General features: G+C 70.5%; 23 protein-coding genes and 1 pseudogene. 11 read left to right on the top strand and 13 right to left on the bottom strand.

Annotated elements, in window-relative coordinates:
- Positions 1-116: 116 nt before the first annotated feature.
- Complete coding sequence (gene mltG / locus AB0O07_RS09915) at positions 117-974, top strand: endolytic transglycosylase MltG (RefSeq protein WP_365629772.1); 858 nt, start codon at positions 117-119, stop codon at positions 972-974.
- 75 nt (positions 975-1,049) lie between these two features.
- On the opposite strand, the gene AB0O07_RS09910 is transcribed toward mltG, so the two are convergent.
- Positions 1,050-2,159: an NAD(P)-binding domain-containing protein gene (locus AB0O07_RS09910; RefSeq protein ID WP_365629769.1), complete on the bottom strand. Its 1,110-nt coding sequence runs from the start codon at positions 2,157-2,159 to the stop codon at positions 1,050-1,052.
- 296 nt (positions 2,160-2,455) lie between these two features.
- On the opposite strand from AB0O07_RS09910, the pseudogene AB0O07_RS09905 reads away from it, so the two are divergent.
- Both AB0O07_RS09905 and AB0O07_RS09900 read left to right on the top strand, forming a co-directional pair.
- Positions 2,456-3,046 (top strand): annotated as a pseudogene (locus AB0O07_RS09905) (IS110 family transposase); the annotation flags it as partial.
- Positions 3,047-3,548: 502 nt separating this feature from the next.
- On the top strand, positions 3,549-3,785 hold the full coding sequence (locus tag AB0O07_RS09900; protein WP_365630407.1) for a hypothetical protein: 237 nt from the start codon (positions 3,549-3,551) through the stop codon (positions 3,783-3,785).
- Here the strand turns inward: AB0O07_RS09900 and AB0O07_RS09895 are convergent.
- The gene (locus AB0O07_RS09895) at positions 3,768-5,009 is read right to left on the bottom strand and encodes a cytochrome P450 (protein ID WP_365629765.1); all 1,242 of its coding nucleotides are present in this window, start codon (positions 5,007-5,009) and stop codon (positions 3,768-3,770) included. The two genes, AB0O07_RS09900 and AB0O07_RS09895, sit on opposite strands and share 18 nt — an antisense overlap.
- Positions 5,010-5,225: 216 nt before the next feature.
- On the opposite strand from AB0O07_RS09895, the gene AB0O07_RS09890 reads away from it, so the two are divergent.
- Complete coding sequence (locus tag AB0O07_RS09890; protein ID WP_365629762.1) at positions 5,226-6,671, top strand: MFS transporter; 1,446 nt, start codon at positions 5,226-5,228, stop codon at positions 6,669-6,671.
- Between the two features lie 97 nt (positions 6,672-6,768).
- On the opposite strand, the gene AB0O07_RS09885 is transcribed toward AB0O07_RS09890, so the two are convergent.
- The 5 genes from AB0O07_RS09885 to AB0O07_RS09865 form a co-directional block, all read right to left on the bottom strand.
- Entirely contained in the window at positions 6,769-7,752 is a 984-nt protein-coding gene (locus AB0O07_RS09885; protein WP_365629759.1) for an SDR family NAD(P)-dependent oxidoreductase, read from the bottom strand.
- A 63-nt stretch (positions 7,753-7,815) separates the two neighbouring features.
- Entirely contained in the window at positions 7,816-8,010 is a 195-nt protein-coding gene (locus tag AB0O07_RS09880; RefSeq protein ID WP_365629756.1) for a ferredoxin, read from the bottom strand.
- A 52-nt stretch (positions 8,011-8,062) separates the two neighbouring features.
- Positions 8,063-9,283: an FAD-dependent oxidoreductase gene (locus AB0O07_RS09875; protein WP_365629753.1), complete on the bottom strand. Its 1,221-nt coding sequence runs from the start codon at positions 9,281-9,283 to the stop codon at positions 8,063-8,065.
- 47 nt (positions 9,284-9,330) lie between these two features.
- Entirely contained in the window at positions 9,331-10,071 is a 741-nt protein-coding gene (locus AB0O07_RS09870) for an SDR family NAD(P)-dependent oxidoreductase (RefSeq protein ID WP_365629750.1), read from the bottom strand.
- A 109-nt stretch (positions 10,072-10,180) separates the two neighbouring features.
- A complete protein-coding gene (locus AB0O07_RS09865; protein WP_365629747.1) occupies positions 10,181-10,573 on the bottom strand; it encodes a carboxymuconolactone decarboxylase family protein in 393 nt (130 codons plus the stop codon).
- Positions 10,574-10,819: 246 nt separating this feature from the next.
- On the opposite strand from AB0O07_RS09865, the gene AB0O07_RS09860 reads away from it, so the two are divergent.
- Positions 10,820-12,514, top strand: coding sequence for an NAD(P)/FAD-dependent oxidoreductase (locus tag AB0O07_RS09860; RefSeq protein ID WP_365629744.1), 1,695 nt, complete (start codon positions 10,820-10,822; stop codon positions 12,512-12,514).
- 80 nt (positions 12,515-12,594) lie between these two features.
- Here AB0O07_RS09860 and AB0O07_RS09855 read toward each other — a convergent pair whose 3' ends face one another.
- Both AB0O07_RS09855 and AB0O07_RS09850 read right to left on the bottom strand, forming a co-directional pair.
- Positions 12,595-13,008: a nuclear transport factor 2 family protein gene (locus AB0O07_RS09855; RefSeq protein ID WP_365629741.1), complete on the bottom strand. Its 414-nt coding sequence runs from the start codon at positions 13,006-13,008 to the stop codon at positions 12,595-12,597.
- A gap of 67 nt (positions 13,009-13,075) precedes the next feature.
- Positions 13,076-13,474, bottom strand: coding sequence for a nuclear transport factor 2 family protein (locus tag AB0O07_RS09850; RefSeq protein ID WP_365629738.1), 399 nt, complete (start codon positions 13,472-13,474; stop codon positions 13,076-13,078).
- A 169-nt stretch (positions 13,475-13,643) separates the two neighbouring features.
- Between AB0O07_RS09850 and AB0O07_RS09845 the strand changes: the two genes are divergently transcribed.
- Positions 13,644-14,693: a cyclase family protein gene (locus AB0O07_RS09845; protein ID WP_365629736.1), complete on the top strand. Its 1,050-nt coding sequence runs from the start codon at positions 13,644-13,646 to the stop codon at positions 14,691-14,693.
- A 182-nt stretch (positions 14,694-14,875) separates the two neighbouring features.
- Here AB0O07_RS09845 and AB0O07_RS09840 read toward each other — a convergent pair whose 3' ends face one another.
- On the bottom strand, positions 14,876-16,873 hold the full coding sequence (locus AB0O07_RS09840; protein WP_365629733.1) for a thiamine pyrophosphate-dependent enzyme: 1,998 nt from the start codon (positions 16,871-16,873) through the stop codon (positions 14,876-14,878).
- Positions 16,874-17,070: 197 nt separating this feature from the next.
- On the opposite strand from AB0O07_RS09840, the gene AB0O07_RS09835 reads away from it, so the two are divergent.
- Entirely contained in the window at positions 17,071-17,778 is a 708-nt protein-coding gene (locus AB0O07_RS09835) for a TetR/AcrR family transcriptional regulator (RefSeq protein ID WP_365629730.1), read from the top strand.
- Between the two features lie 172 nt (positions 17,779-17,950).
- Here the strand turns inward: AB0O07_RS09835 and AB0O07_RS09830 are convergent, their stop codons facing one another.
- From AB0O07_RS09830 to AB0O07_RS09820, 3 genes are read right to left on the bottom strand one after another with little or no spacing between them, the layout of a single operon-like run.
- Positions 17,951-19,105: an acyl-CoA dehydrogenase family protein gene (locus AB0O07_RS09830; protein WP_365629727.1), complete on the bottom strand. Its 1,155-nt coding sequence runs from the start codon at positions 19,103-19,105 to the stop codon at positions 17,951-17,953.
- A gap of 1 nt (position 19,106) precedes the next feature.
- Complete coding sequence (locus AB0O07_RS09825; RefSeq protein WP_365629724.1) at positions 19,107-20,165, bottom strand: alcohol dehydrogenase catalytic domain-containing protein; 1,059 nt, start codon at positions 20,163-20,165, stop codon at positions 19,107-19,109.
- Positions 20,162-21,025 carry an enoyl-CoA hydratase/isomerase family protein gene (locus tag AB0O07_RS09820; protein ID WP_365629721.1) on the bottom strand — a complete coding sequence of 288 codons (864 nt, stop codon included), beginning with the start codon at positions 21,023-21,025 and terminating at the stop codon, positions 20,162-20,164. Before AB0O07_RS09820 ends, AB0O07_RS09825 begins: the two co-directional genes overlap by 4 nt.
- Positions 21,026-21,209: 184 nt before the next feature.
- Between AB0O07_RS09820 and AB0O07_RS09815 the strand changes: the two genes are divergently transcribed.
- The 4 genes from AB0O07_RS09815 (at position 21,210) to AB0O07_RS09800 (ending at position 25,486) form a co-directional block, all read left to right on the top strand.
- Positions 21,210-22,748 carry a long-chain fatty acid--CoA ligase gene (locus AB0O07_RS09815; protein ID WP_365629718.1) on the top strand — a complete coding sequence of 513 codons (1,539 nt, stop codon included), beginning with the start codon at positions 21,210-21,212 and terminating at the stop codon, positions 22,746-22,748.
- Complete coding sequence (locus tag AB0O07_RS09810; RefSeq protein WP_365629716.1) at positions 22,745-23,518, top strand: SDR family oxidoreductase; 774 nt, start codon at positions 22,745-22,747, stop codon at positions 23,516-23,518. Before AB0O07_RS09815 ends, AB0O07_RS09810 begins: the two co-directional genes overlap by 4 nt.
- Before the next feature lie 178 nt (positions 23,519-23,696).
- Positions 23,697-24,710 carry a VOC family protein gene (locus AB0O07_RS09805; protein WP_365629713.1) on the top strand — a complete coding sequence of 338 codons (1,014 nt, stop codon included), beginning with the start codon at positions 23,697-23,699 and terminating at the stop codon, positions 24,708-24,710.
- Positions 24,707-25,486 carry an SDR family oxidoreductase gene (locus AB0O07_RS09800; protein ID WP_365629710.1) on the top strand — a complete coding sequence of 260 codons (780 nt, stop codon included), beginning with the start codon at positions 24,707-24,709 and terminating at the stop codon, positions 25,484-25,486. Before AB0O07_RS09805 ends, AB0O07_RS09800 begins: the two co-directional genes overlap by 4 nt.
- Positions 25,487-25,500: the final 14 nt, after the last annotated feature.

Below are 25,500 nucleotides of genomic sequence, written 5' to 3'. Positions count from 1 at the left end.
CCCCCGAAGGCTCCCACGGACGGCCGGGCGGCGGGGCGTCCGTCCGAACGCGTACCGTCCGTGTCGCACCGCCCGAGGTGCCGGGTTCGGCGATCACTCCGGGTTAGCGTGCCCATATGACGAACGAGCCCCCGGCCGCACGCCCCGCCCGGCGCACCCGGCTGACCCGGCGCGGCCGGCTGGTGCTGATCACCGGAGCCGCGCTGGCGGCGATCGCGGCCGTCGTGGTGCCCGCGGTGGTCGCCCTGCGGACCGGCGGGACCGGCGAAGGCCCGGCCGGCCGGCCGAAGACCCTGGTCGTCCCCGAGGGCTGGCGCGCCAGCCAGGTCTACGCCGCCGTCGACCGCGCCCTGGAGCTGCCCGGCGGCGCCACCCGGAAGGCGGTGACGGGCGCCGGGCTCGCCCTCCCCGAGGCCGCCCATACCAACCCGGAGGGGTATCTCTTCCCGGCCACGTACCCGCTCGACGCCTCGACCACCCCGGGCGGGCTGCTGGGCTACATGGTGAGGACCGCGAACGAACGGTTCGGCGGCGACCGGATCACCGCGGGGGCGCGCCCCCACGGGGCGACCGGCTACCAGGCGGTGACCATCGCGAGCATCGTGCAGGCCGAGGCGGCCACGATGGCGGACATGGCCCGGGTCTCCCGGGTGGTGCACAACCGGCTCGCCCTGGACATGCCGCTCCAGATGGACTCGACGCTCAACTACGCGCTGAACCGCTCCACCCTGGACACCAGCCACGCGGACACCAGGACGGAGAGCCCGTACAACACCTACGCGCACAAGGGGCTGCCGCCCACCCCGATCGGCAACCCGGGGGAGGCGGCGATGCGCGCCGCGCTCAACCCGGCGCGGGGGGACTGGCTCTACTTCGTCACGGTGAAGCCGGGGGACACCCGCTTCACCAACCGGTACGCCGAACACCGCCAGAACGTCGAGGAGTTCAACCGGATCCGGCAGAACGCCTCCTGACCGGCGGGGCGTTCGGACCCGTACCGGTTCCGCTCGGACCCGTACCGCACCGGTGCGGACCCGTACCGGCCCGGTTCAGACCCGTACCGCTTCCGTCGGCTCCTCGCCCGGCGCGCGGGTCAGCAGACGGCCGATCTCCCGTACGGCCGCCCGGCCGGCCCGGTTGGCGCCGATGGTGGAGGCGGAGGGGCCGTACCCGACGAGATGGATCCGTTCGTCCCGTACGGCGCGCGTCCCCTCGATCCGGATCCCGCCGCCCGGCTCGCGCAGCCCCAGCGGGGCGAGCTGGTCGATGGCCGGGCGGAAGCCGGTCGCCCAGAGGATCACATCGGCGTCGACGGTGCGGCCGTCGTCCCAGGCCACCCCGGACGGGGTGATCCGGTCGAACACCGGCAGCCGGTCGAGCACCCCCTCCGCGCGGGCCCGCGCGATCTCCTCGGTCACCGGAAGGCCGGTGACCGAGACCACGCTCCGGGGCGGCAGCCCCCGGCGCACCCGTTCCTCGACCAGGGCGACGGCCGCCCGGCCCCACTCCTCGGTGAACGGGCCCTCCCGGAAGACCGGGGGCCGGCGGGTCACCCAGGTGGTGGCCGCCGCCAGCGGGGCGATCTCCATCAGATGCTGGGTGCCGGAGGCACCGCCGCCGACCACGACCACCCGCAGCCCGGCGAACTCCTCCGGCCCCGGGTAGTTCGCGGTGTGCATCTGCCGCCCCCGGAAACTCTCCTGGCCCGGATAGCGGGGCCAGAACGGCCGGTCCCAGGTGCCGGTGGCGTTGATCAGGGCGCGTGCCGACCACGTACCGGCCGAGGACTCCACCAGCAGCCGCCCGGCGGCGCCCTCCCGTACGGCACGGACGTCGACGGGGCGGCGTACCCGCAGGCCGAAGCGGCGCTCGTACTCCGTGAAGTACGCGCCGATCACCTCGGAGGACGGGCGCCGTCCGTCCTCCGGCCCGGTGACCAGCTCCATCCCCGGCAGCGCGTGCATCCCGTGGACCTTGCCGTACGTCAGCGAGGGCCACCGGAACTGCCAGGCGCCGCCCGGGCGCGGGGCGTGGTCCAGGACGACGAAGTCGCGCTCCGGCTCCCGGCCCGTGCGGCGCAGGTGGTAGGCGCTGGACAGACCGGCCTGCCCGGCGCCGATGACCACCACATCGATCTCGCGTACCCCGAAGTCGTTCACGCTTCTACCAACAGCCCGGGGTGCGCGGATCTTCCCCGTTATGTTTTGTGCGGTCCTGCAAGAGGGCCGCCGGCCTCTGGGCCCGGTATGACTGTGTCCCCCTGTCGAAGGCATGACCTGGGGGTGGTGTCGCCGCCGTCCGGGGGTGTTCGTCGGAGACGCTGATCAGAGGTCCGGCCACCGTCCGGCCCGGCGCAACGCCGGACCGTTCGCGGGCGGCAGGTCTGCATAACGTGGATGCGCGAGCACGACACCCAAGCCGAGGTCGGCGCCGTCAACACCCCGGAAAGGGCACGATGTTCGAGATCCAAGACGTGGGAGTGTTCCTCGGCCTCGACGTCGGCAAGACCGCTCACCACGGTCATGGGCTCACCCCGGCGGGCAAGAAGGTGTTCGACAAGCCGCTGCCCAACAGCGAGCCGAAGCTGCGGGCCGTGTTCGACAAGCTCACGGAGACGTTCGGCACTGTCCTGGTGATCGTGGACCAGCCCGCCTCGATCGGTGCCCTGCCGCTGACCGTCGCAAGGGACGCGGGCTGCCGCGTCGCCTACCTGCCAGGCCTGGCCATGCGGCGGATCGCCGACCTCTGTCCGGGCGAGGCGAAGACCGACGCGAAGGACGCCGCGGTCATCGCGGACGCGGCCCGGACGATGCCGCACACCCTGCGGTCCCTGGAGGTGACCGACGAGATCACCGCCGAGCTGACCGTGCCGACCGGCTTCGACCAGGATCTCGCCGCCGAGGCCACCCGCACCTCCAACCGGATACGCGGACTGCTCACCCGGTTCCACCCCGGCCTGGAACGCGTCCTCGGTCCCCGCCTCGACCACCAGGCCGTCACCTGGCTGCTGGAGCGCTACGGATCCCCGGCCGCCCTGCTCAAGGCCGCCCACCTCGCCTCCTACGCCACGGCAAAACCCACACCCAGGCCCTCCTCCGCCTCGCCCGCCAACGCATCAGCGTCCTCTTCACCATGCTCTGCGACGGCACCTTCTACGAGCCCCGGACACCGAAAGACGTCGAGCTCGCCGCATAACCCCAGCACCCCGAACCGTCCTAAAACTGACACCGGAGCCTTGACGAAAGACATAGAGGCACCCCCAGCGGTTCATCCGGGTGTGCCCGACGAACTCCTTCAACAGCGTGCGTGTACGGGCCGCCCGGCGATCTGTGCGCGACCCGCGCACTCTGCCTGCTCATCGTGCATGCGGGGAGCCGCACCATGGCACTGTGATACGAACCGGAGAAGTGCCGGTCAGTGGGAGGGAATCCAAAACGTCGGCACGGAGAGCGGACTCCGGCAGATCCTGGGGTGCCTCACCCTAGTGATCACAGGAACGCCCGATCTGTCCGGCTTGCCCGGGCACGCTGCACCCCCTCACGCCCGCGTTGCCGCCCTGTCTGTGGTTCCGGGCCGGGCTCCAGGCCACCATCGGTGTGCGCGCCCCGGCCCTGGCCCGGAGCACACTGGTGTCGACCGGTGTGAACGCGGGCCTCGACCGGCTTCTCCCGCACGGCGGTCTCGGTCTTCCCCGGCTCGGAGTGGACGGTGTCGGCCTCGCCGCCACCGCCGCCCGCCGGCCCCGGCGGGCGGGCCTGACAGGACAGCTACCAGGCGACGGGTAGTTCGTAGATGCCGTACGCCTGTGAATCCTCCTTGAAGCGGAGTTCCGAGAGGTCCGCGGCGAGTCGGAGCGTCGGTATCCGACGGAAGAGCGTGCTGAAGACGACGTGGAGTTCGATGCGGGCGAGCTGCTGACCGATGCACTGATGCGGGCCCCAGCTGAACGCGTGGTGGTGCGACGCCTTGCGTGCGAGGTCGACCCGCTCCGGGGCGGGGAACGCCTGCGGGTCCCAGTTGGCCGCGGGCAGGGACGCGATGATGCCCTCACCCGCGCGGATGATCTCGCCGTCGAACTCGATGTCCTCGACCACCGCCCGGCGTGCCAGCAGGTGCGGAATGGTGAGGTAGCGCAGCAGTTCCTCGACCGCGCCCGCGACGAACTTCGAGTCGTCGGCGCGCTCCCGGAGAAGGGCGAGCTGGCCGGGATTCTCCAGGAGCAGGGCGGTGCCCAGTGTGATCATATTTGCGCTGGTGTCGTGGCCGGCCACGAGGAGGATGTGACCGAGCGGCGCGGCCTCCTCCATGGAGAGCGCGCCCTCCCGCACCCGGGCGCCGAGGTCGGACAGCACATCCTCGGCCGGGTCGTCCATCTTGGCCTCGATCAGTCCGGAGATGTAGGCGCGCAGGACCCGCGTCGTCTCGGCGGCCTCCTCCGCGGTCTTGAACCGGGAGTTGGTGACGCCCGCGTGCTCCTGGAAGAACTCGTGGTCCTCGTAGGGCACGCCGAGGAGTTCACAGATCATGAGCGAGGGCAGTGGGAGGGACAGTGCCTCGTTCAGGTCGGCGGGGTTGGATCCCGCGAGCATCGTGTCGATGAGGCCGTCGGTGATCTTCTGGATCTCCGGGCGCAGCTTCTCCATCCGGTGGCGGGTGAAGGAGCTGGTCAGCATCCTGCGCCAGCGGGCGTGCTCGGCTCCGTCGGTGTTGTTGATCGACGGAGCTATCTCCGCCGCGTGCGCCTTCATGGACGGCGTGGTGTGCGGGTAGCCGGGGGCGCCGATGTCGGCGCTCAGCCGGGGGTCGGACAGGAGCTGCCGCTGGGCGGCGTGGGTCGTGACCACCCAGGGCGTGGTGCCGTCCCAGGTCTTGGCCCGCACCACGGATTTTCCCGACTCGTGCAGGGCCAGCAGGTCCGGGGGCGGCGCAAACGGGCACTTCGCCGCCCGGGGCGTCGGGAACTCCGGAAGCTGTTCGGTCACCGCCGCACCGTCCACCTGCTCGGTCATGGTCGGCCTCCCTCTCCTCAGACTGCCCCACACCATACTTCGACCGATTGGTACATTCAATCGACGAGGCGTGATCGATCAAAAATTACGAGTGGAAATTTTCGACCCAGCGGCCGGATGCAAAGCAATGCGCAGTCTATTGACCACTCGGTCTACTGATGTCACGATCCCGAACCTATCGGCCCCGGTTCTTACGCCTAGGCGAGAGAGACAAAGATGTCATCTCCTCAAGAAATCACGGCGGGCGCACGCCCCGCCCGTCCGGTCCCCCTGATCATCGCCGTCCTCATCCTCGCTGACATCGTCAGCGCCTTCGAGGCGTCGATGATGTACAACGCGCTCCCCCGCATCCTCACCGAATTCCACACCACCCCCGTCGGAGCCAGCTGGGTCCTCACCTCGTTCATGCTGGTCGCAGCCGCGTCGGCGTCGGTCTGCGGCCGGCTCGGGGATGTCTACGGCCGCCGCAACGTCATCATCGTGCTGCTCCTCGTGTCCCTGGTCGGCTCGATTGTCAGCATCACGACCGGCACCCTCGGCGGGATCATCGCCGGCCGGGCCATCCAGGGCGTGTCCGGCGGCATTCTCCCGCTGTGCTTCGGCATGGCCCGCGAGACCCTGCCGGAGAAGCGGGTACCCGTCGCGACGGCGCTGATCGCGGGCGCCGCGATGCTGGCCGCGGCGTCCGGCAACATCATCTCCGGAGCGCTGATCGACAATTTCAGCTGGCACTACATCTTCGTCGTGGCCGCCGTCGTCGCCCTGGTCTCGGCGGTCTCCTGCACCCTGCTTCCCCGCTCGACCACGCCCGTCCGCACCGGACGCGTCGGCTGGTTCGGCAGCGTACTGTTCGCCCCGGCGATCGCCCTGGTGCTCTACGGAGTCAACGAAAGCCGGCACTGGGGCTGGATCGATCCGCGGAGCGTCGGCTGCGTCGGCGGCGGCCTCCTTCTCCTGCTCCTGTGGGCGTGGCGGGAGCTGCGCTCCGACACCCCCATGATCAACCTGCGGCTGTTCACCGAACGTAAAATCGCCCTGACCATGCTCGCGACCGCAGTCCTGGCCATCGGCCCGCTCGGCGCCACGGGCTTCCTCCTCCAGATCATCATGCAGACTCCGAAGGACGCGCCCGTCGGCCTCGGGCTGAGCGCGACCGACGCGGGCTGGGTCTCGTTCTGCATCGCCATCTTCGGGTTCCTGCTCTCGCCGGTCAGCGGCCGGATCGCCGCGAAGGCCGGTGCCCGGCAGTCCTTGATCATCGGAAGCGCGTTCGGCGCCGTCAACGCGCTCGCCATCGCCCTGCTCCACTCGACCCTTACCGGTCTGATCTTCTCCACCGTATTCCTGACCGTGGCGACCTCGTTCATCCTGTCCTCCCTGCCCACCCTGATCATCGAGGAGGCGCCCGCGCGGAACACCAGCGAGGCGACCGGCCTGAACGTGGTGGTGCGCACCGCGTTCAGCAGCGTCGGGACATCGGTCGCCACGCTGCTGCTCAGCATGTCGGTCGTGGCCGGCACGCACTTCAGCACGCGCGGCGCCTATCTGTCGGTGTTCACCCTCATCGGCGCGTGCTCTCTCGCGGCACTCGCCCTCGCCTTCCTCATCCGGCCCGGCGTACGCGCCCCGGCCGTCCCGGCGCCCGTCCCGTCCGATGCCTGACGCAGGACGCTGCCACCACGAGGGTCCCGTGCCGCTCCGAGAGGGAGTGGCACGGGACCCTTCGCCCGGACCGGCGCGGGAGCGGCCGGTCCGGGGTTCAGCCGGAGGCGGAGCCCAGGTCCTGGCGGAGCCGGTGGCCCAGGAACGCGCCCGTCCACGCCATCAGGTCGGACGGTACGTAGTAGTCCTTCTCATCGTTGACGGCGTCCCAGTTCGCGGCGATGTCCTCGATCGTGGCAGTGCCGTCCTCGTGCACATAGCCCTGCGTGGAACCGATGAAGAAACGCGCGAAACGCCCCGCGCCCGCCGAGTAGATCTCCCCGCTGACCGGGCAGGTCTCGTGCGCGAGCAGGGCCACCATGGGGGCCACCGCTTCGGAGGGCATGTACGGCGGAGCGGCGGACGTGCCCGAGGCTCTCTCGGCGGCGCCCGCCGCCTCACCGGTACCCGGTGCCCCGCCGGTGTCCTGTGCGCCGCCCATGCGGGTCATCGCGGCGGGCGCGATGAGGTTGACCTTGATCCCGTGCGGCTCCCCCGCGAGCCGCGCGCTGCGAGCCAGACCGATGACACCGCCCTTGGCGGCGGCGTACGACAGGTTGTTCTCCAGGCCGAACAGCCCGGCGGAGGTGGTCAGCACGACGCGTCCGTAGCCCTGCTCCACGAAGTGCGGCCAGGCCGCCTTCAGGGTGGTGAACGAACCGAGCAGGTGCACGTCCAGATGGCGCCGCAGGTTGTCCAGGTCGACCTCGGGAAGGCCCGCCCAGCGGATGATCCCGGCGTTGTTCACCAGGATGTCGATCCGCCCGAAGGCGTCGAGCGCGCTGTCGACGATCGCCTGGCCACCGGCCTGTGTGGCGACGTCGTGGGTGTCGGCCAGTGCCGTGCCGCCCGCCGTGACGATCTCCTCGACGACCTGGTGAGCCGGACCGGTGTCGGTCCCCTCACCCGCCATCGACCCGCCGAGGTCGTTCACCACGACCTTCGCCCCGCGCTCGGCCAGCAGCCGGGCGTGCGCCCGCCCGATCCCCCGCCCGGCTCCGGTGACGACGGCCACCCGTCCGTCAAAACTCAATTCGTCCATGGCAACTCCCTGAAGTACCACGCGGAAGACCTGCGTCGTCCCGGCGTTGTCGTTCCCGCATCGTCATTCCTCGATCAGAATCGCCAGCGCGGGGCAGACCGCGGCGGCGTCGCGGACGTCGTCGGCCAGATCCGCCGGCGGATTCGCGTTCAGCAGGACCACGACACCGTCCTCGTCACGTTGGTCGAACACCTTCGCTGCGGCGGCCACACACTGCCCCGCGGCAACACATTTCTCTTCGTCGACGACGACCTTCATCGAGCCTCTCCCAGTTCTCTGTTCTTCGCTGGTTCGTTTTTCCCGGGCCGGTTCACCGGGCCGGGACGACGAGCGCGGCCTGGGCGGCCACGACTTCCTGGCGGCGCGCCCGGGTCTGCTTCGGCATGTTCCAGCCGAGGACGCCGGTGACGACGCCATCGCTGGTGTACCGGGCCACGAACCGCCGTGACGCCACGTCGCCCTCGACGACCTCGACGGTCTCGGCGGCCCCGGGAGCTGCGGTGACGACCCCGTGCAGCTGGAGTCTGGCGTCGAACTGGTCGGTCCAGAAATAGGGCACGGGAGCGTAGGGCCGGTCCTCGCCGAGGATCGCCCCGGCCACGGCGACGGCCTGTTCCGTGGCGTTCGTACGGTTCTCCAGGCGCACGGCGCGGCCCAGCCCCTCGTGGTGGAAGCGGGCCACGTCACCGACCGCGAAGACGCCCTCCGCGGCGCGGCACCGGGAGTCACAGACCACGCCGTTCTCGAGGGCGAGTCCGCTGTCGGCCAGCCAGCCGGTGGCCGGTGCCGCGCCGACCGCGACCACCACCACGTCGGCCGGGAGGTGGACCCCGGTGGTGAGTTCGACGCCGGTGACCCGTCCGCCGCGGCGAGTCAGCGCCGCGACCCCCGCGCCCAGCCGCAGCCGTACCCCGCGCTCGATGTGCAGCTCCGCCAGCAGGCCCGACACCATAGGCCCCACCTGGAGGGCCATGGGTGCCGCCAGCGGTCCGGTGAGGGTGACGACGAGACCCAGGGCACGGGCCGTCGCCGCGATCTCGGAGCCGAGGACGCCTTCACCGACGACCACCAGCCGGGCACCGGGCAGGAGTTCCCTCTTCAGGGCCAGGGCATCGTCCAGGCCACGCAGCACATGCACACCGCGCAGGCCCTCTTGGCCGGGCAGGGCGCGTGCCCGGGCGCCGGTGGCGATCACGATGGCGTCGGCGGACAATTCCCGTCCGGACGCCGTCTGTACGGTCCGGGCGCGGGCGTCCAGCGCCACCGCCTCGTCGCCGAGCAGGAATTCGGCGTCCAGGTCCGCCAGGACGCCCGGGGCGCGCAGGGCCGTCCGCTCCGGCTCCCACGCCCCGGAGAGCACCTGTTTCGACAGCGGGGGCCGGTCGTAGGGGGCGTGCGGCTCGTCGCCCAGGACCTGGATCTTCCCGGTGTAACCCTTGCGTCTCAGTGCTTCCACCGTGGTGAGACCGGACGCCGAGGCCCCCACCACCAGGATCCGGGCCGGGGCGGCCGTGCCGCGGTCCATCGTCATCGCTGACTCCGTTGCGCCGGGATGCGGACAGTACATGGGTACGGGCGTCATGCCAGGTAGCGTCCGCCGTTGGTGCTGAGGGTCTGTCCGGTGACGTATCCGGCCTCCGCCGACGCCAGGTAGGCCACCGCGTACGCGACATCCTCCGGCCGCCCGGCGCGCTTCATCGGCATACGGGCCGCCGCCGCTTCCACGTCGACGGGGCCCTCACGCACCAGCGGGGTGTCGATGAAACCCGGGGGTACGTGGTTGACGGTGATCCCCTGGGCCGCGTACTCCATCGCCAGCGCCCTGGTGAAGCCGATGACCCCGCCTTTGGACGCCGCGTAGTGAGCCATGGACGGGGCTCCCGTCTGGGCCGACGAGGACGAGATGTTGACGATCCGGCCCCAGCCCGCCGTGAGCATGTCCGGCACCAGCTCTCTGGTGACCAGGAACGGACCCTTGAGGTTGATCCCGATCATCCGGTCCCACGCCTCTTCACTGATGCTGGTGAAGGGCTGGTAGGCGGTGGTCCCCGCGTTGTTGACGAGGATGCCGACAGCGCCCAGTTCGGCGCGGGTGCGGGCCGCCGCGGCGGCGACGGCACGCGCGTCGGCGGCGTCTCCGGCGACCGCGATCGCCCGGCCGCCGGCTTCCTGGATCGCCGCGGCGGACTTCTCGGCGCCCTCGGCGTTCAGATCCCACACCGCGACCGCCGCGCCGCGCTGGGCAAGTACGGTGGCGATCGCCTGTCCGATACCGCGTGCGCCTCCCGTGACGACCGCGACCTTCCCCTGTAGTGACATGCGCGCTCCTAGTTGGGGGTGGTGATGCGTAGTTACGTAGTGGTGGTTGGCTGTGCGTGGTGGTGCGTGGCTGTAGGCAATGGCACGAGGACCGTAGGGTGTGCCGGCGTCAGCCGGACAGGGCTTCGCGGGCCGCGCCCCGGGCCGCCGTCGCGGCCGGGAACCCCGCGTAGCCCGCGGCGTGGTAGATGACCTCGGCGATCTCTTCCTCGGTCAACCCGTTGGTGATCCCGACGCGGAAGTGCGTCTTCAGCTCGGTCTCGGAGCCGAGTGCGATGAGGACCCCCAACGTGACCAGGCTCCGGTCGCGCGGACCGAGTCCCTCGCGGGCCCACAGTGCGCCCCAGACGCTGGTCAGGCCGATCTCGACCAACTCGTCCCCGAGCCGCCCGTCTCTCAGGTCGACGTCCCCTTCGGGGAACACTCCGGGCAGGGCCGCGCGCATCGCGTCGAGCCCGGCGCTGCGCAGGTCGGCGGGCTTCTCGGCATCCTTGGCGGTCATGTGCGGCTCCTGTCGGCACGACGTCGATGTCATCCCCCGCCGCGAAAGTTAGACCAAACGGTCGATATAATCAACGCTTCCGACATTCGCATGCCGAGACACACCCGCCACACTTCCCCGTGCGGAGCCGAACCGGCCTTCGGCATTGATCGGACTCCGGCACTCCTCTAGGCTCGGAATATTCGATCGACCGGTCGATATAACAATCGTGGGCACGGGCAGCCCCCTGTTCGGCGTGGAGGGAAGATGAGCGAATCGACAGTGGAGGCGGACGCTGCAGCGGACCGGGAGGACGGTCCGGCCGAGACGCTGGATGTCGTGGTGGTCGGCGCCGGTGTCACCGGCATCTACCAGCTGTACCGGGCCAGGCAGTCCCATCTCTCGGCGAAGCTGCTGGAGGCCGGCGGCGGTGTCGGCGGCGTCTGGTACTGGAACCGGTATCCGGAGGCGCGCTTCGACTCGGAGAGCTACACCTACGGCTATCTGTTCTCGAAAGAGCTGTGGGAGGAGTGGGAGTGGTCGGAGCAGTACGCCGGACAGCCGGAGATCGAGCGGTACTTCAACCACGTGGTCGACCGCTTCGGACTGCGCCGTGACATCGTCTTCGACGCGCCGGTGACCTCGGCGGTCTTCGACGAGACAACCGGTACCTGGACCGTACGAGCCGGGAACGGGACGACGCTGCGCACCCGTTTCCTCGTCGCGGCGACGGGGAACCTTTCGGTGCCGTTCATCCCGCCCGTCGCAGGCCGGGAGGACTTCCGCGGGGCACAGCACCACACGAGCCGCTGGCCGAGCACACCGATCGACTTCACCGGGAAGCGGGTGGCGCTCGTCGGCACCGGCTCCAGTGGGGTACAGGTCGTCCCGGCGATCGCCGGCGAGGTGGCCTCCCTGACGGTGTACCAGCAGAAGGCCGACTGGGTGACACCCCTGCACAACCGGCCCGTCACGCCCGAGGAACAGCAGGCGCTGAAGGCCGACTTCGAACGGATCCGGGACACCCTCAACACCTCACCGAGCGGGTTCCTGCACACCCTGAACCCGGTCAGCGGCGCGGATGTCGCCCCGGAGGAGCGGCAGAAGTTCTACGAGAAGATCTGGAACAGCCCCGGCTTCACCAAGCTGACCGAGCACTACCGCGACATGACGAGCAATCCTGAGGTCAACGCCGAATGGTGCGCGTTCATGGCCGACAAGATCCGTGGCATCGTGGCCGACCCCGAGACGGCGCGGCGGCTGATCCCGACGGACGGCGGCTACGGGGCGCGGCGCCCGCCGTTCGGCACCGGCTACTACGAGGCGTACAACAGGCCGAACGTCTCGCTGGTCGCGCTGCCCGAGGAGCCCATCGTCCGCATCACGGAGACCGGTATCGAGACCACCGCGGGTCTGCGCGAGTTCGACATCATCATCTGGGGCACCGGCTACGACTTCGGCACCGGAGCCCTGAACCGGCTCGGGGTGCGCGGCAAGCGAGGTCTGGCGCTGGAGGAGTACTGGGCGGACGGGCCGGCCACTTATCTCGGAGTCGCCGCCGTGGGCTTCCCGAACTTCTTCTTCCCCGGTGGCCCGCACGGAGCCACCGGCAACAACCCTCGCTATGCCGGGGACCAGGCGGACTTCGTCCACGACGCGCTGATGCGTACCCGGGAGCGGGGCTACGAGGTCATCGAGGTCGAGGAGTCCGCGGAGCGGGAGTGGACGGACCTCATGAACGACAGCTCGTCGCTGTCCATCTTCCAGCGCGCCAGCTACTTCTACGGCTCCAACATCCCGGGCAAGGCCGTGCGGCAGTTGCTGAACCCGACCGGGCGCTGGAAGCTCCAACAACTGATCCGGGAAGCCCAAGGGGACGACTACCCGACCTTCCGCTTCTCGAAGGCCGGTGAGACTCCCGGCGCCGCGACGACCGGCGGCGGCAGCCCGGCAGAAGCCTGACGCGGCAGCTACGGCGCCGGGCCGGACCGGACTCCGGCCCGAGCGCCGCGGACAGCGGTCGAGCGATCGATCGCCTGCGGTCAGGCCCGGAAGGTCGTGACTCGGCGCTGGAAACGCCACTCGCCCGCGCGGCGGCACAGCGTGTCCTGGTAGCGGCCGACCAGCCGCACCTCCCAGCAGGACGCGCCACGCGCAAAGAAGGCCAGGTCACTGGTGGCGGTGGCTTCGTCCGCCGACGAGGAGGTGACCACGGTGTTGCCGACGAAGTGCAGTTGCGGCTGCGTGGGGATGAACGCGGCATAGCCCTCGCGGATGGCGTCATGGCCCTCGAACGTGCCAACGCCGCCGATCTCGGCCACGCCGTCGGGCCAGAACAGGTCCACGACCGCGTCCAGCCCTCCGGCGTCCAGCGCCCGCGCATACGCGGCGATGGCCGCGTGCGCCGCCACGGACGCCGCCATGGTGGTGTTCGTATCCGTACTCGCTGTGCTCATGTGCGGCTCCAAAGATCAAAAAGTGTCATGAGGCACGAAGAAGGTGCGGCGGGGCGGGGGGTCCGGTTCACCTCTGGTAGGTCGTGGCCCGGCGGCGGAAGCGCCACGCGCCGTCGTGGTGGGTGAGCGTGTCGTCGTAGCGGCCGACCAGGCGTACCTGCCAGCCGGACTCGCCGCGCTGGAGGAAGGCGACGTCACTGACGGCCGTCGCCTCGTTCTCGGTCCAGGACGTGATGACGATGTTGGACACCAGGTGCAGCTGCGGGGTGGCCGGCGCCCATCCCGTGAACGCCGCGCGGAGGGCGTCGCGCCCCTCGACGGGCGGAAGGCCGGGGACCTCCAGGACCGCGTCCGGGGTGTACAGGGCGACGAGCTCGTCGGTGCGCGCGGCGTCCTGCGCCTGGGCATGCGCTCCGATCACGGTCCGGATACCGGCGGAGACGAGAGCCTTCACGGATTCACTCATTCTTCTCTCTCCCATGTCGGGAACCTCTTTCGACCATTCAGTCTATTGCACAGATGGGGCATGCGATCCACCCCAAGAATTATTTCCTTAATTATTGACCGTTCAGTACACATCTGAATAGCATGGCCATCGACTGTCGACGGGGACCGTCGCCTGAGGAGGCACGATCATGACGAAGCGTTGGAAGCAGCGGCCACCGGGATCGACCTGGGGCGACTGGGGCGAGGACGACGAACTGGGCCGCATCAACCTGCTCACCGCCGAGAAGGTACTGCAGGGGGTGCGCGAGGTGGAGCACGGGATAGCCTTCAGCCTCAGCCTGCCGCTCGACTACCCGGGCGGGACCGCCCTCAACCAGCGGCGTTATCCGCCTGTTCTGCGTCCCACCGAGGATTTGGCGCACCGGCAGGATGTCTTCTACAACGTCGTCGCCCGCGAGCAGATCAGCCCTCGGCTCATCGACGTGTGGTCGGACGACGTGGTGACCCTCTGGCTCCAGTACTCCACCCAGTGGGACGCTCTCGCGCACCAGGGTGCCGAGTTCGACGCGGACGGCGACGGCGTCGCCGAGCCCGTCTACTACAACGGTTACCGCGCGGGCGCCGACATCGTCGGCCCCGCGGAGGACGCCAAGGGCGACGGCAGCGGCAGTCTCGGCTTCGCCCGCCATCTCGGGCTCGAACACATGGCGGCGCACGGCGTGCAGGGCCGGGGCGTCCTCGTCGACCTCGCCCACCACCTCGGCACCGGCCACCAGCCGGTCGGCCTGACGCTGCTCCAGGAGATCATGGCGGCCGACGGTGTGACCGTCGAGCCGGGCGACATGCTCCTGCTGCACACCGGGTTCGCCACCCAGGTCCTGGCGTGGGAGAAGAACCCCGACCCCGTGGCCATCCACCGGACGGCGTCCTACCTCGATGCCTCCGACCCGGCACTGCTGGAGTGGATCGCCAGCTCCGGGATCTCCGCGCTGGTCGCGGACAACTACGCCGTGGAGGGCGTGGGGGTCACCCAGGACATCGCCGAGCCGCACACCCTGCTGCCCATCCATCATCTGTGCCTGTTCAAGCTGGGCGTGCCGCTGGGTGAACTGTGGTACCTCCACGACCTCGCCGCCTGGCTGCGCGAGCACGGCCGCAGCCGGTTCCTGCTGACTGCTCCGCCGCTCAACCTCCCCGGTACGCAGGGGAGTCCGCTGACGCCCGTCGCGACCGTCTGACCGGCGGCGTCCCGCACCGCCACCGACGTCCGCCACCGTCCCACCGCCCCGTCCTGCCGGTCAGGCCCGGGACGGTGGCGGACCTGCGAAAAGGGTGGAAGCGGAAGGGGGTTCTCGGAACCGGATTCCCGGGAACCCCCTTTCCGTCTGTCTCGTGCGCTTTCCGCGTCTGCCGCGCGTGTTCAGACCGCCGCGATCCGGCGCAGGGTGCCGGCCACGGTGTCGCGCGACGGCAGCCACAGCCGCTCCAGCGAGGGGGCGTAGGGGGCCGGGGTGGGCGGCGGCGCGACCCGGGTGACGGGGGCGTCAAGGTGCCAGAAACCCTCGTCGGCGGCGAGGGCCGCCAGTTCTGCGCCGACACCGAAGTCCCGTACCGCCTCGTGCGCGATGACCAGACGGCTGGTCTTCGCCAGGGAGTCGAGTACGGTCGTACGGTCCAGTGGGGTGATGGTCCGCAGGTCGACGACCTCGACGCTGATGCCCTCCGCGGCGACCAGTTCCGCGGCGGCGACGGCGTCCTGGACCATCCGGGACCAGGAGACGAGGGTGATGTCGGTGCCCTCCCTCACCACCTTGGCGCGGCCCAGTGGGACGAGGTGGCCGGGCTCAGGGCGCGGGCCCTTGAGGCCGTACTGGAGACGGTTCTCCACAAAGACCACTGGGTTGGGGTCCTGGATGGCTGCGCGCAGCAGTCCGTAGGTCTCGGCCGGGCCGGAGGGCATCACCACGGTCAGCCCGGGGATGTGCGCGAGCAGGGCCTCCAGGCTCTGCGAGTGCTGGCTGCCCGAGGAGCGGCCCGCGCCGAACTGGGTGCGCACCACGAGCGGCAGCGAGGCGCGGCCGCCGGTCATGAAGCGTAGTTTGGCCGCCTGGTTGAGGAGCATGTCGAGACAAACGCCGATGAAGTCCATGTACATGATCTCGACGACGGGCTTCATCCCGGCCATGGCCGCGCCGACCGCGGTGCCGAGGACGGCGCTCTCACTGATCGGCGTGTCACGGACCCGGCCGGGGAACGCCCGGGCCAGACCCCGGGTGAGGCCGAAGACGTTGCCGCCCTCGCCGACGTCGATGCCGGCGAGGAACACGTCGGGATCGGCGGTGAGTTCGTGCTCCAGGGCCAGCCGTACGGCGTCCATGGTACGGAAGACCTCGGCGCCGGCGGGCGGGACGGGGGGCTCGGGCCGGGCGGGGCGCGGTGCGGAGACGAAGTCGTACAGGGTCTCGGGGGCGGGCTCGGGCAGGCTTCTGGCCCAGGCGACGGCAGCCTCGATCTCTTGGTCGATCTCCTCGTCCACGGCGTCGGCCACCGCGTCGGAGGCGCCGGCCAGCGCCAGGTGGCGGCGAGCCACCAGGAGCGGATCGCGTTCCTTGGCCCGGGCCACCTCCTCGGAGGGGCGGTAGCGCTCGGGGTCGCCCTCGTAGTGGCCGTGCCAGCGGTAGGTCTCGGCCTCGACCAGAACCGGTCCGCCGCCCGCGCGCATCTCCGCCACCAGGTCCGTCATCAGTCCGGCCACGGCGAGGACGTCGTTGCCGTCCACGTGCCGGTAGCCGACGCCGTACCCGGCGGCGCGCGCCGACAGCGGGGCGCGGTGCTGTTCGGCGGCCGGGGAGAACTCGGAGTAGTGGTTGTTCTCGCACAGGAAGACGACCGGCAGGTCCCAGACGGCGGCCAGGTTGACGGCCTCGTGGAACATGCCCTGGGCGACCGCGCCGTCGCCGAAGAACGCGACGACGACATCGCCCGCGGCCCGGAGCTTCGCCGCAGTCGCCACTCCGGCGGCGATGGGGAGCCCGGCGCCGACGATGCCGTTGGCACCGTAGATGCCGAGGCGCGGGTCGGCTATGTGCATCGAGCCGCCGCGGCCGTGGCAGGTGCCCTCGGCCCGGCCCATCAACTCGGCCATCATCGGGGCCGCGTCCAGGCCCTTGGCCAGGACATGGCCGTGGCCGCGGTGCGTGGAGGTGATGCCGTCGCGCTCGCGCAGCGGCCAGCAGGCGCCGACGGCGGTGGCCTCCTGGCCGATCGACAGGTGCAGGAAACCCGGAATCTCGGTCGCTTTGTACAGCTCCGAGGCCCGTTCCTCGAATCGCCTGATGCGGCGCATCCGGCGGTACATCTCCAGCAGGCGTTCCCGGTGGGCTGCGTCCACTGCGGTGGTCTGCGGTGCCACGGTCATGTGCGTCCTCGCTACCCTCGTGCGGGCGGTGCGCGAGGGGCAGCGCCTGCACGGCCGATTTTTAATATACCGTTTGGTCTAGCAAACTGGTGACAGCGTTCTCCACGCCTGTTCTCCCCCGGTCGGCCACAGGCCGGCCGGAGCGGGCACGCGGCCCGAGGCCCTGTCGCCGCGCTGTCACGTCAGGGGAGAGACACATGCCACGCCCACCGGGCCACGGACCTGAATTCGAGGTCAGACGACAGAAGATCATCGACACCGCGGCGGAGCTGTTCGCCCGTCAGGGATACGCCGCGACATCCGTGAACGACCTGGGCCGTGCGGTCGGGCTCGCCAAGGGAGCCCTTTACTACTACATCGGCTCCAAGGAGAACCTGCTGATCGAGATCCAGTCGCGGGTGATGCGGCCGCTGCTGTCGCGCGCCCGGCAGATCGCCGCGCTGGACGAGGATCCCCTGCTCAGGCTGCGCCTGCTGTCCGAGTCGCTGCTGACGATCATCTTCCGCAGGCTGGACCACATCTGGGTCTACGAGCACGACTACCGCAGCCTGAGCGGGGCGGAGCTGCGGACCCTGCTCGGCCAGCGCGCCGACTTCGAACAGTTGGTGTCCGGTCTGCTCACGGAGGCGGTCGAACGCGGCACGTTCCAGCCGTTCCAGCCCCGGCTGGCCACGCTCCAGTTCCTCAACCTGCACAACCACACCTATCAGTGGGTGCGGCCCGAGGGGCCGTGGGATCCCGCGTTCCTCTCCCGTGAGTACTGCGCCACCCTGTTCCGGGGGTTCGGCGCCGCGGAGGCCGCGTTGCCGGACGTCGAGGAGCGGGCCGCCGGATTCAAACGCGCCCACCTGGCGCTCCCGCTCGATCCCGAGGCCGCCTGGGAGGGCGTCCCGGTCGGAACCTGAACCCGGGCCCGAGCCGTGGGCGCGACCAACAGCCGTGCCGGGTCCACGCTGCCACCGGGCACCCCGCGGGTTCCCCGGCCGGACAGCGGGCCGCGGCGGGGGCCGGGGGCGGAACCGGGGTCCCGCAACTGACGGGTCACCAGCGTCTTCACCCCGCCTCACGTCCGCCGCCTCATGCCCTCTTGACCAGGGCCTTCGCGATGACGTTGCGCTGGATCTCGTTCGTGCCCTCACCGATCTCCAGGATCTTGGCGTCGGCGTAGAACCGGGAGATCTCCGACTCCCGTACATAGCCGTAGCCGCCGTGGATCTGGACCGCCTCGGACGCGGCGCGGTTGGCGGCCTCGGAGGCGTACAGTTTGGCCATTGCGGCCTCTGTGGTGTAGGGACGGCCCTGGTCGGCGAGCCAGGCCGCGCGGTAGACGAGCCAGCGCGCGGCCTCGCATTCGGTGCCGATGTCGGCGATCTTGTGGGCGATCGCCTGGAAGTCGGCCAGCGGCCGGCCGAACTGACGCCGTTCCGCCGCGTGCCGGACTGCCAGCGACAGCGCCGCCCTGGCCAGCGACAGGCTCAGCGCGGCCACGCTGATCCGCCCCTTGTCGAGTACGGCGAGGAACTGGCGCAGCCCGCCCCCTTCCTCGCCGATCAGATGGTCGTCGGGGATCCGGCAGTCCTGGAAGACCAGTTCCCTGGTGTCCATGGCGTGCCAGCCGAGCTTCCTCAGCTTGGCGCCGCAGGTGTAGCCGGGTGTGTCGATCGGGACGTAGAAGGTCGCGTACCGCTTGCGCCCGTCGGCGTCCCGGCCCGTGGCGGCCAGCAGCGTCACGCCCTGACTGATGTCGGTCCCGGCATTGGTGATGAACATCTTGGTGCCATTGATCACCCAGCCGCCCTTGTCGCGGCGGGCGGTGGTGGTGATCCCGGCTGCGTCGGATCCTGCGCCCGGCTCGGTCAGTCCGAAGGCCCCCATGGCCTCCCCGCGTGCGAGCGGGGCCAGCCAGCGCCGCTTCTGCTCCTCGGTGCCGTAGGCCAGCAGCGGCAGTGAGCCGATGGTGGAGTGCGCGTTCCACGACGAGGCCACCGACTGGTCGGCGGCGCCCAGTTCCTCCATCACCGCCACGTACGACACCATGTCCGAGCCCGCGCCGTCGTACTCCTCCGGCACGAGCATGCCCATCAGGCCCAGTTCGCCGAGTTTGGTGAAGATATGGGTCGGGAACTCCTCGTTCTCGGACCACCCGGCCGCGTGGGGGGCGATTTCCCGGGCGGCGAACTCGCGGACCAGGTCCTTGAGTGCCCTGGTCTCCTCTGGCAGGTCGAAATCCATGTCACAGTCCCTTCGGGGTCAGCACAACCTTGAGGTGACGGGCCCGGTCCGCGGTCAGGTCCGCGAACACACCGGCCCCCTCGGCGAGCGAGAACCGCCCGGTGAGCAGGGGCGTCGCGTCCAGGCGCCCGGTGCGCAGCAGATCGACGACGCGCGGGATGTCGAAGGCGGAGCCGAGGGTGCCGAGTACCGCGCGTTCGTAGAACACCAGTTGTCCCATGTCGAACCGGACGCTGCCGTGGCCCACTCCGGCCAACACGACCCGACCGCCGCGCCGGACTGTGGCGACGGCCTGCTCCGCGAGGGCGGGCACCCCGGTCGCGTCGATGACGGCGTCCGGGCCGATCCGGCCGGTGCGCAGGAACACCTCGCGGCGTACGTCCACCGCCGCCGGGTCGAACGCCTCGGTGACACCGACACCGAGTAGCTTCTCCCGGCGCGGGGCCAGCGGTTCGCTCACATAGAGCCCGGCGACTCCGGCCAGCCGGGCCGCGAGGACGACGGCGAAGCCGATCGGACCGCCGCCGAGGACGAGGACGTTGTCACCGGCGCGTACGCCGGCCCTGGTCACCGCGTGCAGGCCCACGGCCAGCGGCTCGGCCAGGGCGGCCAGGTCGTCCGGCACGGCGTCCGGCAGCCGGGTCAGTCCGGAGACCGGTACGGTGACGCGCTCGGCGAACCCTCCAGGGGAGGCCAGGCCCACCGATCCGCTCCGGGGACAGATGTGGTACTCGCCGCGGGCGCACCAGAAGCACACACCGCACCGCCAGACCGGGTCGGCGGCCACTCGGTCGCCGACGGCGATACCGGGTACGTCGGCGCCGAGTGCGACGACGGTGCCGCTCAGCTCGTGCCCCAGGGCGAGCGGGGGGCTCACGCCGGTGAGCGGGTGCGGGGCGGGGCGGATCATGTGCGGGCCTTCCAGGAATTCGTGCAGGTCGGTGCCGCAGACCCCGCACCAGGAGACCTCCAGGACGGCCTCGTGCGCCCTGGGTTCCGGAGGCTCGGGCACCTCCTCCAGCCGCAGATCGCCTGCCCCGTGCCAGCGCAGTGCCTTCATGTCGAGCGTCCCTTCATGCCGTCCGTCCCCTCCGGGTCGTCGCGGGGCATGCCGTCGGACGGGCAGCCGGTGTCCGGGCGGGCCGGGCCGGCGAACCGGGCCTTTCCGGGGCCGTGTTCGAGGAAGGAGCGCAGTCCGGTGGCCGCATCGGCCGTGCCGAAGACCCCCGTGAACAGGGCACGTTCCAACGCGAGCCCGGCGCCGAGCCCCGCGTCGCCGCCGTGGTCCACCGCCTCCTTGATCGCCTCCAGGGCGGCCGGTGGCCCGGCCGCGAGCCGCCGCGCGTAGGCGAGCGCGGCGGTGTGCGCCGAGCCCGGCGCGACGACCTCGTCCACCAGACCGATCCGCAGCGCCTCGGTGGCCCCGACACCGCGCCCGGTCATCAGCAGGTCCTTCGCGCGCGCCGGGCCGATCAGACGGGCCAGCCGCTGGGTGCCGCCGGAGCCCGGCATGATGCCGAGCAATACCTCCGGTTGGCCCAGCACCGCGTCCTCGGCAGCCACCCGGTGGTCGGCGCACAGGGCGAGTTCCATGCCTCCGCCGAGCGCGTGCCCGGTGACCGCCGCGACCACGGGCATCGGCAACCGGGCCACCTCGTCGAAGGTGCGCTGGAGCGCCCGGTTCCAGGCGCGTACCTCCTCGGGGTCCATGGCCGCCAGCGCCTTGATGTCCGCGCCGGCCGCGAAAAGGCGTTCGCCGCCGTAGAGCACGACGGCCCGTACGGAACGGCGGTCGGCCAGCAGGCGGACCGCGGCGGCCAGTTCCGCCCGCTGCGCGGAGTCGAACGCGTTCAGAGGCGGGTGGTCCAACCGGAGTGTGACGACCGGTCCGTCTTCCGGGTCGAGCCGGATGCGTGGCACGGAGTACTCCCCTTCTTCCCCAATGTCCCCGGGAGCGTATGGCTCGCCGCACGATGGTTGTCGGCGGCTTCGGCGCGTCGTAGAGTGCGGCTACCAGATTTTATAGACCAATGGGTACACTAAAACATTGTAGCGGGCAACCGACCGGTCGGAATACTTCCGGTCGCCGAACGAGAGAGTCGCCGTGCACAATTTCGCGAGCATCCTCGACTACCACTCAGCCCAAAGGCCCGAAGCTGTGGCCGTCACGCAGGACGAACGGCAGCTGACCGTGCGGGAACTGTACGAAAGGGTCAACGAGCTGGCGGCGGCCCTGACCGGACTGGGCATCGGCCGGGGCGACATCGTGGCCCTGCTGTTGCACAACCGGCCGGAGTTTCTTGAACTGGTGTACGCGGTGGGCCGGATCGGGGCGGTTTTCCTGCCGCTGAACTACCGACTGTCGGAGGAGGAATGGGGGTACATCCTTGAGCACTCCGGAGCGAAGGCGCTCGTCGCCGAGCCGGACCTGACGGCCCCGGCCGACAGGATCGCCGCGCGACTGACCGGCCTCAAGCACCGGATCAGGGCGGGCAACGGCTCTCCCGGGGGGCCGTGGACCGGCTACGAGGAACTGCTGGCCCGCCACCGGGGGGCCAGGGTGCAGACCGCGGAGACCACACCGGACGACCTCCAGCGGCTCATGTACACCTCCGGCACCACCTCACGCCCCAAGGGCGTCTGCATCACGGAGGGCAATGTGCAGGCCAAGAACATGGCGCACATCGTCCACTTCGGCCTGACGGCCGCGGACACCACTCTGGTCTGCGGCCCGCTGTACCACGTCGGCGGTCTGGACATGCCGGCGCTCGGGGTGCTCCACGCGGGCGGGAAGGTGGTGCTCCAGCGCAGGTTCGACGCCGCCGCCGTGCTGCGCGACATCCAGCGGCACCGCGTCACCAACGTGTGGCTGGCGCCCGCCATGGTCAACGCGGTCCTGGAAGTGCCGGACCGCGAGCGCTACGACACCTCTTCGGTCCGCTTCATCCTCGGTGGCGGCGAGAAGACCCCCGAACCACTGCTGCGGCGCATCATGACCGCCTTCCCGCGCGCCTGGTTCGCCGACGCCTACGGGCTCACCGAGACGGTGTCCGGCGACACCTTCCTCGACCGCGAGCACGCGCTGTCCAAGCTCGGCTCGGTCGGCCGGCCCGTGCCGCACGTCCGGGTCAGGATCGTCGACGACACGGGCCGGGAGGTCCCGGCGGGCGTGCTCGGCGAGATCACCCTGCGCGGGCCCAAGGTATTCCCCGGCTACTGGCGGGACGAGCGGGCCACCGCCGCCGCGCTGCGCGACGGCTGGTTCCGCACCGGCGACATCGGACACCTGGACGAGGACGGCTTCCTCTACGTCGACGACCGGAAGAAAGACATGATCGTCTCGGGCGGCGAGAACATCGCCACGCCGGAGGTCGAACGGGTCCTGTACGAACATCCCGCCGTACTGGAGGCCGCCGTTGTCGGTCTCGCCCATCCGAGATGGGGCGAAGTCCCGCGCGCCTTTGTCGTGTTCCGGCCAGGGGTCGGCGCCGGGGCCGAGGAGCTGCGCGCGTTCTGCCGCGCCCGGCTGGCCAAGTTCAAGGTGCCGGCCCGCTTCGACATCGTCGGCGAGCTGCCGCGCACACCCTCGGGCAAGGTTCTCAAACGCACCCTGCGTGACCTCCCCGCGAGGGAGCGTTCATGACCGACGTGAACACCGCGCTGCACCTGAAGGGGAAGACCGTCTGGGTCACAGGCGCGGGCAAGGGACTCGGCCGCGCCGTCGCCGTCGCGCTGTCGCAGGCCGGGGCTCGGGTGGCGGTCACCGCGCGCACGCCCGGCGACCTGGAGTCACTGCGCTGCGAACTCGCCCCGCGCGGGGGCGAGGTACTGGTCCTGCCCGGCTCGGTGGCCGATTCCGCCGTCGTACGAGACATCGTCGCACGGATCGTCGCCGCCGGGACGGGCCGGCTGGACGCCGTCGTCAACTGCGCCGGGATCAGCCCGCACTTCACCCGCAGCGAGCACGTCGGCGACGACGACTGGCGCCAGGTCCTCGATGTCAATCTCCAGGGCACCTTCTACTGCTGCAGGGAAGCAGGGCGGGTGATGCTGGAGCAGAGTTACGGATCGATCGTGAACGTGTCCTCGGTGCACGCGAGCAGGGGCTTCGAGCGGATCGCCGCGTACGCGGCGGGCAAAGGCGGCGTCGAGGCGCTGACCCGGGCGCTCGCCGTCGAGTGGGCCGACCGCGGGGTACGGGTCAACTCCCTGGCGCCCGGCTACTTCCGCACCGACCTCAGTGCGGGGCTGCTCGACAGCCGACGGGGCGAGGGAATCGTGCGGCGCACTCCCCTGGGCAGGGTGGGCGAAGCCGACGAGCTGGGCGGCGCGGCGGTCTTCCTGGCCTCGGACGCCTCCCGTTTCGTCACCGGGACGACCCTCACCGTGGACGGCGGCTGGACGGCCTGGTGAACGGACGGCACTCGTCCGGTGCAAGCTGCGACCGCAATATTGATTTAATGGACCGATCGTTTTAAGATTCCCGCATATCACGCTCCATCATTCCGACCGGCGTCGAATTCGGCAGAAACATCCCGGCCGCAGCGAACCGGCCTTACCAGTCGTGAGCCATCCAGGCAGGAGACACCCCATGTCTGAAGCCGAAGGAAATCCACCGCGCCCTGCGGCGCATTCCCCGGAGGAAGCCCCGATCGGCGCGGGCGGATTCCGGGTGGCGATGATGTACCACCCGAGTCACCACGTCACCGATCTCGATGCCGCCGAGCGCTGGTTCGCGCGGGTCTTCGGGCGGTCCAGCACCAATCTCTCGGCGACGCTGCGGGGCGCGCCCACGCCGCCGGGGCGGCGGATGGACTATTCCCTGTTCACCCCGATCAACGATGTCCTGTTCGACACGATCGACCCCAAGCTGTACCTGGTCGACGGCATACAGCGGTATCCGACCGTCGACCGGCCGCACCTGAAGGGGTTCGGCTGGTACATCGAGGGAGCCGACGGGGTGACCGGGCTGTACCAGGCCCTGAAAGGGCGCGGCTACCGGATCATCGGGCAGAATGACGAGCCGGCCGAGGGCGAGGAGCCGCCCGGCGTCGGCGGGATGCCGCTGTTCTTCACCGTTCCCGAGGACACCGGGCTGCGCTACGAGTTCCTGCCGCGGATCTCCTTCCCGCTGGATCCCCGTGTCCGGCCGGACTGGGTACTGCCGCCCGTGTCGGACGACGACCCCCTCGGCATCGAGCGGTGCTCGCACCACACCGTGCTCACCGACCGCCCCGAGCGGCAACTCCGGCTCTTCGTGGACGTCCTGGGCGGCGAGGTCTTCCGCGAAGAGCGGGACGAGACGGTCGGGGCGACAGGCACGTACGTCCATCTCGCCGACGCGGTCTACGAGTTCGCCGTCCCCGACGAGGGCACGCCGGCCCATGACGACTGGGCGGGGAACGCACCCCAGGACACCTATCACGCGATCACCTTCAAGGTCGCCGACCTCGGACGGGTCGCCCGGCACCTGGAGGCGGAAGGGGTCGGTGTCCGCACCCGCACTGACCACGCCATCGTGACCGACCCCGACACGAGCCTCGGCGTGCCTTGGGGATTCACCGACGCCCCGGTACCCGGGGATCCCAGAGGAGATCACCGGTGACGACGGCACAGACCGGCGGTCCGGCCCTCCTCACCGGCAGGACCGCCCTCATCACCGCGGGCGCCTCAGGCATGGGGCGGGCCGGGGCACGGCTCTTCGGTGCGCACGGCGCGCACGTCATCCTCGTGGACGTGAACGCGGCGGGCGCCCTGGCTGTCGCGGCGGAGATCGAGGCGAACGGCGGTTCGGCCGAGGCCCACGGCGCCGACCTGTGCGACCAGGCCGATCTCGACCGGTTCGTGACCGCGGTGAAGTCCCGCCATGAAGTCCTCGATGTGCTGCACAACCACGCCGGTGTCACCGGCCCTCGCGGGCTGGAGTTCGACGTCGCGAGCTGGAATGCGTGCATGACGCTCAACGCATGGGTACCGGCGTATCTGACGCAGCAGCTGCTGCCCCTGCTGCGCGGCTCGGACGCGGCGTCGATCATCAACACCGCTTCCACTGCCGGGCTGCGCGGGGTCGCGGGGCTGCCGGTCTACTCGGCGACGAAGGGCGCCGTCATCCAGTTCACCAAGGCGACCGCCCTGCTGCTCGCGCCCGAGGGGATCCGCGTCAACGCGATCTGCCCGGGCGGCACGGACACGGCGGGGATGCGAGCCGCCTTCCAGGAAGGGGCCGTCGACGCCTCGCTGTCGGCGATCGCCGCGACGGTCCCGCTCGGCCGGGTGGGACAGCCCGAGGACATCGCGGCCGTGGCCCTGTTCCTCGCCTCGGACGCGTCGAAGTACATGACAGGAACCGTGATCCCGGTGGACGGCGGAGCCACGGTCTGAACCAGCACAGGAGC

This window comes from Streptomyces sp. NPDC093085, from assembly GCF_040683935.1.
Taxonomy (GTDB): domain Bacteria; phylum Actinomycetota; class Actinomycetes; order Streptomycetales; family Streptomycetaceae; genus Streptomyces.
Note: the sequence above shows the minus strand (reverse complement) of the source record. Positions and strands in the feature narration are given on the sequence as shown.